Here is a 6,637-nt window from a genome sequence, read left to right as displayed (position 1 = left end):
CACCTTCCTCCGGGCCTCCACCCTCGGCGGGAAGCCCTTGGAGGCGGAGATACCGGAGCCCTTCTCGCTTCGCCTCGCGCCGTGGGTCTTCGAGCCGGACCGGCTCGAGGACGCCGTCCCGGTGAGGGCCATCCCCGATAGGGCCTACCCCGACCAGGAGGCCCTTTCGGACGCCATCGCGCAGGCGGGCGTCACCGAGGAGCCTATCCGCATCGAGCCGCTCTAATGGCCGGATCCCGCCCTGGCGGAGCCGGTGAGTCTATTCGTTAGCTGAGATTTTGTTTATGGTGGTCAAAAAGGAGAGGTCATGAAAGTACTTCGACATATTGGCTCAGCGGCGTTCGTGCTCGGGCTTTTTACCGCAGTATTTGCTGGGATGCCATGGCACGTAATGGTTGCCGATGATCCGGTCGTACCCTGGTGGCTGAGGATAGCGGTCTTCTGCCTTCTCGGGGGTATCCTTGTTGTTCTGCTGACAGTGGTTCTCGAACAAAGGGCACACAAGGCATCAGTTGAAGAGCCGCTGCCTACTGAGTCTGATCGCACAGTTCTGCTGTTGAACTCCGATGTACTGCCCGGCCGAGAGATCACGGAAATTTTGGGTCTCGTCCAGGGCCACACGGTATTTGCTATCTGGCTTGGCAAAGATCTATCAGCCATACTCAGGTTAATCCTCGGCGGCGAACTGACCGAGTACACAGACATGATGGGAAGCGCTCGGGCAACAGCTACCAGTAGGATGATCGCGCAGGCCGCGGAGATGGGGTCGGATGCAGTTATCAATGTTCGCTATATGACAACGAGCGTTGTGGGCACTGCGTCTGAACTTTTTGCTTACGGAACAGCCGTCAAGCTCAGCCAATAGACCACATGAGAAAGGTTGCACTGATGAATAAGAGGTTAATGGAACTTTCCCAGTCATTCATGAATATTCCTGACCAGAAATATCCAGCTTAAAGGTCGTCCTTCCTAATCCCACATTAAATGAGCTAATATGAATCTCTAAAGAACTTTTCGCGACCCGGAAACGAACTGTTCCGATTATCCTAGGAAATAGTAACTCGCCTAACTTACTGAAAGTTAATATTTCTCCCGAAATATGCCCTCTGGCTAACACCATCTAATAGGAAAACCGAAATATACCAAACTCTAACTCGGAAGATGGTACAATGGCTGGGGGAAGGTCAAGAACCTATGTCGACACTCTATTCATCAGCCACAACACACAAAACGCATACGCTACGCGATGGACGGTCGTTGGGATACGCCGAGTACGGGGATCCCGAAGGCAAGCCGATGTTTCATTTTCACGGGTACCTAGGTTCTCGACTTGAGGCCAGCGTATCCGATGAAGCTGCGGCAAAAGTAGGGGTCCGTCTCATCGGGATCGATCGCCCTGGCATGGGGCTGTCCGACTTTCAACCCGGTCGCCAGATCTTGGATTGGCCGGACGACGTTGTGCAGTTGGCCAATACCTTGGAGATCGATAGCTTTGCGGTTGAGGGAGTATCTGGAGGGGGGCCTTACGCTCTGGCGTGCGCATACCAGGTTCCGGACCGACTCACGGCTTGTGGGATCGTCGCAGGCTTAGGGCCGATTGACCTTTTGGGGACTGAAGGGATGATGTTGGGCAATCGAGTGAGATTTTTCGTTGCCCGACGGCTCTCCTGGTTTCTCAGAGCGATATGGTGGTTGGACGTAGGGCGTTACCGTCGACATACTCAGGACGAAAAGAAAATTAAAGAGCTATCATTAAAGTTCTGGAAGGGATTGCCCGAAGCGGGCAGGAACGCGTTGGGGACGTTGTATATTGCCCAAATGCTTGAAGCTTTGCTTCAAGGAAGCAGGGGACCCGCACACGACGCAAAGTTATATGTACAACCATGGGGGTTCAAGTTGGAAGATGTTGCCTTTAACAACGTTTACCTCTGGCATGGAGAGCGAGATGTAAACGTCCCGGTATCGATGGGACGGGCCATGGCCAAAGCCTTACCTCATTGCCAAGCGAGGTTCTATCCGGGTGAAACTCATCTCTTGGTAGCCTATAACCACCTGGAAGAGATCATGGAGGCTATGATCTCGTGAGCGCTTGGTATGGGGTGCTAATAGATATGAAGATCCCCTTGGTAGTTACGATTATCCCAGGTAATCGTCACTCTGGCCAACCCACGGAAAAGTTCATATTTCAACAGTTATTGACCCTGAGCCCCAACGGTCAAGAGTGACGATTACATCGTGAAATATGCACTTTCGATGAGGTAGGTTTCGATTAGAGACCGAGGCGAATCTTCCTTACGCGGTTGAGTAACCTTCATTATAATAGTATTCGGGTTATTCAGGTTGGTCCCATAGAAACCGCCCGCTCTCTAACATTCTGCGGACCTGCCAGGCTTTCTTATCATAGTCTTCAAGGGTATTCAAAGAAGGAAAAAGAGTATCCGTTTGAGAGACATAAACTGGGACTCCAAATATTCTAACACAATGATTCGGCCAATCTAACACAACCCATTCTTTTACTAACGTTCGATTCTGTTTCTTATCCAGCCTTCTAAATAAATCCTCTATCTTTTGCCCAGAATCTCTTATAATATAGTCAATCCGGTAGACAGGGTGGGGTGAAGTGCCCCTCCCATAACCTCCGGCCAAAAATCTGTTTATTTGTATGACATCGATATGTAGCTCTTTCACTTTGATAGAAAACGAATATTGATTAGTCTCTAAATCCGACATGCCTCGGCCTCGCCCTGGGTCATCTGGACTCCCTTCAGGGATTACCTCTGCATCTATCCCTATATTTATAAGGTGTTCATATATCTTCTCACCCGATATATCCTTAGTGGGAAGGGATAGACCACCGAAGAATTCAGTTACTTTCTTGAACATCACTTTACCCTCCTAGTCGATGAACTGATAGGACTATCGGTCTATCTGAAATTATGCAGCCATTACCAGTCCTTTGCCCCTCGCAGCCAGCCCTCCCTCACCTGGGGACAGGGGCCAAGTCCTCCCCCCTTCGACAAAACAATATCTTGCTTTTCCCATTTGGTGTCTGACCGGAGATATCACGCCAGCTTTTATCCCACGTTTCCAGTCCGGGTCGGCTGGGCGTCTTTTCCTCCTGAATGCCGTAACGTCAAACCATACCCGCACGATTGCGGGGATGCCTTCGTCTCGGACGTCGAGGAACGGGTCGTCTAAGGACCTCCGCCCAGATGACCGCTCTCTTTACATCACCTGCGTCCCGGAACCACGAGGGTCCGCTGGGCCGGGCTTTCGGAATTTCAGTTGCTCTCTCCACCGCAGGGACTTCGACGGGCTGCTCCATCCACTCCTCGAGCTGCGCCTCTCGCACCTCAGGCCGGACCGGCAGCGGCGGCCGTGCGGGCATTTCACTCTCTCTTGCCTTTTTCAAGGCTTGAGGGAGGGCATATTCAGGGGGCGCCTCCTCGACACCAGAAAGACGCGCCGGGTCCTCACCCTCGGGGGCGGCCACACTCGTCTGACCCCGCTTCTGCAGCCACTGGAAAAGGGCAGGAATTCCCCAAATGAGCAACAAGATCAAGAGCCAAATTAAGTATTGGTATTCCTCCATCCTGCCTCCTCCACGCGTTACCGCTCTTCATGCTCTCCAGGCGGACCGGTTTTGGATATGCTCTCTCTCATCTGCGTGTCCGCCTTAATGTTTTGCATGTTGTAATAATCCATGACCCCGAGGTTGCCCTCTCGGAAGGCCTGCGCCATGGCCAGGGGAACCTCGGCCTCGGCCTCCACTACCTTAGCGCGCATCTCCTGGGTCCTGGCGGTCATCTCCTGCTCATGGGCCACGGCCATGGCCCGACGCTCCTCAGCCTTGGCCTGAGCAATCTTCTTATCCGCCTCGGACTGATCGATCTGCAATTGGGCGCCGATGTTTTTGCCTACGTCCACATCGGCAATGTCGATGGAGAGAATCTCGAACGCGGTTCCGGCGTCCAGCCCCTTATTGAGTACCGTCTCAGAAATGCTATCAGGGTTCTCCATCACTGCCTTGTGAGTTTGAGCTGAGCCAATGGTGGAGACGATCCCTTCACCCACACGGGCGATGATCGTCTCCTCTCCAGCCCCGCCCACCAGACGGTCGATGTTGGCCCGCACCGTAACCCTGGCAAGGGCCTTGAGCTGAATCCCATCCTTGGCCACGGCCGCAACCAGGGGCGTCTCGATGACCTTCGGGTTCACGCTGACGCGTACCGCCTCCAAGACGTCCCGGCCGGCCAGGTCGATGGCGGTGGCTCGCTGGAAGGTCAGCCCGATGTTGGCCTTGTCCGCCGAAATCAGCGCAAGGACCACCCGATCAATGTTGCCACCGGCCAGGAAGTGGGCTTCCATCTCCCCGATGTTCAAATTGAGGCCAGCCTTGGTGGCGTTGATCAGGGGGCTGATGATGAGGCGAGGCTTCACCTTACGCAAACGCATGCCAATCATTGTGCCCAAGCTTACCTTGACACCAGAAAAGAAGGCGGTGATCCACAAGCCAACGGGTACAAAGACGTTCAGGAGCATGAGAAACAGAATGATCCCGACCAGAGTGGTCAGGCCCGTTGCAATCGTGAAAGTTTCCATGGCGATCCTCCTCAAAACTTAGGGTTAAGGTGCAATCTATCGACGACCAGATGAAGGCACTCGATATTCCGTGATACCCGCCGGGCTTTCAGTTCGGTTGCGAAATCCGTCGAACGATCAACCGGTATCCCTCATTTCTCACAATTTCAATTCGTTCCTGAGAATCTATATAGCCTCCTTCCGTTACGACGTCCAATCTCTCCCCATCAATCATTCCGGTGCCGCTGGGACGAAGGTCCGTCACTGCAACTCCAACCTTTCCGACCCGGTCGCTGCGAACTTCCGAAGCGGCGAAGCCGGCCTCCTTCGTAGCCCTGGTCGGCAGACCAATGCGTTGCCATATGGGGGTACGCTCCACGTATTTGAAAAGAATCACGGTGCCGAAAATACTCAGTCCCAGCGCTCCTAGGAGAACCAAAACGGCATTGGAAACGTCGCTGAGCGTGGGCACCCGCCCCAGCAGGCTCATGCCTAAGCCCACCATCAGCGCCACGATCCCCAACACACCGGCGATGCCAAAACCAGGGATGACAAATATCTCCAGTCCAAGTAGTATCAGACCCAGTCCGAGGAGGAGTAATTCCTCGAAGCCCGCCAGCCCCACCAGATACTTGGAGCCAAAAAACAGTCCCAGCGCCACAATTCCCGCTAAGCCCGGAAGACCCCAACCAGCCGTCTGAACCTCGGCTATGAGACCAAAAAAACCCATCGACAGCAAAATCGCACTAACGATGGGATTATTCAGGAGTCGGACAAGACGCTCCGCCCAGGTAATCTTAGGTTGAAACACCTGCGCACCTTCAAATTTAAGCTCCCTTAGCAAGCTATCAAAGCTGGAGGACTGTCCGTCCACGAATTTCCGCCGCAGCGCCTTTTCGGTGGTCAGGGTCAGAAGCTTACCCTCCTCGATGACCCCCGGTATCCTAATGGACTCATCCACCATGGCCGCTGCAATCTCGGGGTCGCGCCCGTTGCGTTCTGCCGTTGCGCGAAATTCCGATCGGGCGTAGGAGACCACCTTCTCACTGGCCTTCTGCCCGCCACCCCAAACGGGCGTGGCCGCACCGATGGTTGCACCTGGGGCCATGTAGATCTGCCTGCACGCCAGCGCAATAAGGGCACCAGCACTGATGGCCCGAGGATTAACGTAGGCGACGGTGGGCACTTTGGCACCCACGATGGCATCGCGAATATCGAGCATCGCGTCCATTCGGCCACCCAGCGTGTTGATGTCGAAGACGATCAGGTCAGCATTGTCCCTTTCGGCATCCTTGATGACCCTAGCCACATATGGCGCGAGCGCCAGATCGATGGTTCCAGAGATCACCACCCGGTAGACCAATTCGGTACCGACTGCAGAGGCGAGACCCGCCGCCAGAACCATCAGCACCAAGAATCCACGTATGCTCCTTATCCCTTTTCGTGCAAGGCGCATCCTGAGTCCCCGACTTTTGCAGTGAATCATACGAACGTCCATCGCCTTATAATCGATAGGAATTATCCCTCATGCAGTCCACCGACTCCTACGAGGGGCTCACTATCCAACCCAACTTAAAAAGCCGAGCTACCCTTGAAGGGCAACCCGGCATCGAGTCCCGCGGCGTTGACCTACCCCTACTAGGTTAGCTTCGCGGTTTACTGCTTCAAGAACTCGGGCTGAAAAAGGTGTCTGATATTAATATAGGCCCAGATAGTAGAGGGAGCAACGAAAATGCTGGAGTAACGACTATCCCAGGTAATCTTAACTCTAGCCATCCGACCGAAAAGTGCATATTTCAACAGTTATTGCCCCTGAGCCTCAACGGTTACGAGTGACGATTACATCGTGAAATATGCCCTTTTTGTGGTTATTGGCTCGCCCTAATTCGCTTGGCGCGGGCGAGCATATTCTTTGCTTCGTCATCCCTGCCCATCTTTATGTAAAGTTCTGCCAAATTATCTAATAATTTTGCCAAGTTTGGATGGTTGGGCCGCAGGGCCTTCTCACCAATCGCCAGCGCCCGCTTATATCGGGGTTCGGCCTTGGCGTAGTGGC

At 53.8% G+C, this 6,637-nt stretch carries 8 protein-coding genes; 3 read left to right on the top strand and 5 right to left on the bottom strand.

The genetic code is table 11. The annotated features are described in order from the left end of the window. The 3 genes from O6929_08300 to O6929_08290 all read left to right on the top strand — a co-directional run. Positions 1–226: hypothetical protein (locus tag O6929_08300; GenBank protein MCZ6480387.1), on the top strand; the 226-nt coding region annotated here is incomplete at its 5' end. 81 nt (positions 227–307) lie between these two features. Then, positions 308–865: a YbjQ family protein gene (locus O6929_08295; GenBank protein MCZ6480386.1), complete on the top strand. Its 558-nt coding sequence runs from the start codon at positions 308–310 to the stop codon at positions 863–865. Between the two features lie 329 nt (positions 866–1,194). Next, positions 1,195–2,085, top strand: coding sequence for an alpha/beta hydrolase (locus O6929_08290; GenBank protein MCZ6480385.1), 891 nt, complete (start codon positions 1,195–1,197; stop codon positions 2,083–2,085). A gap of 246 nt (positions 2,086–2,331) precedes the next feature. Here the strand turns inward: O6929_08290 and O6929_08285 are convergent, their stop codons facing one another. From O6929_08285 to O6929_08265, 5 genes are all read right to left on the bottom strand, one after another. Further along, positions 2,332–2,883 (bottom strand): hypothetical protein, encoded by a 552-nt coding sequence (locus O6929_08285; protein ID MCZ6480384.1) that lies wholly within the window; start codon positions 2,881–2,883, stop codon positions 2,332–2,334. 250 nt (positions 2,884–3,133) lie between these two features. Further along, entirely contained in the window at positions 3,134–3,592 is a 459-nt protein-coding gene (locus tag O6929_08280; GenBank protein MCZ6480383.1) for a hypothetical protein, read from the bottom strand. A gap of 17 nt (positions 3,593–3,609) precedes the next feature. Further along, the gene (gene floA, locus O6929_08275) at positions 3,610–4,602 is read right to left on the bottom strand and encodes a flotillin-like protein FloA (GenBank protein ID MCZ6480382.1); all 993 of its coding nucleotides are present in this window, start codon (positions 4,600–4,602) and stop codon (positions 3,610–3,612) included. An 88-nt stretch (positions 4,603–4,690) separates the two neighbouring features. Continuing rightward, positions 4,691–6,037 (bottom strand): ATP-dependent Clp protease proteolytic subunit, encoded by a 1,347-nt coding sequence (locus tag O6929_08270; GenBank protein MCZ6480381.1) that lies wholly within the window; start codon positions 6,035–6,037, stop codon positions 4,691–4,693. 412 nt (positions 6,038–6,449) lie between these two features. Further along, positions 6,450–6,637, bottom strand: a 188-nt coding sequence (locus O6929_08265) for a tetratricopeptide repeat protein (protein ID MCZ6480380.1), incomplete at its 5' end; no start/stop codon positions are given.

Source organism: Candidatus Methylomirabilota bacterium (assembly GCA_027293415.1).
GTDB lineage: Bacteria > Methylomirabilota > Methylomirabilia > Methylomirabilales > CSP1-5 > CSP1-5.
This window is presented reverse-complemented; position numbering and strand designations above follow the sequence as displayed.

Coding starts and splice junctions, on each gene's coding strand:
- O6929_08295 (MCZ6480386.1), top strand. CDS start 308: ATGAAAGTACTTCGACATATTGGCTCAGCGGCGTTCGTGCTCGGGCTT.
- O6929_08285 (MCZ6480384.1), bottom strand. CDS start 2,883: ATGTTCAAGAAAGTAACTGAATTCTTCGGTGGTCTATCCCTTCCCACT.
- O6929_08270 (MCZ6480381.1), bottom strand. CDS start 6,037: ATGCGCCTTGCACGAAAAGGGATAAGGAGCATACGTGGATTCTTGGTG.
- O6929_08280 (MCZ6480383.1), bottom strand. CDS start 3,592: ATGGAGGAATACCAATACTTAATTTGGCTCTTGATCTTGTTGCTCATT.
- floA (MCZ6480382.1), bottom strand. CDS start 4,602: ATGGAAACTTTCACGATTGCAACGGGCCTGACCACTCTGGTCGGGATC.
- O6929_08290 (MCZ6480385.1), top strand. CDS start 1,195: ATGTCGACACTCTATTCATCAGCCACAACACACAAAACGCATACGCTA.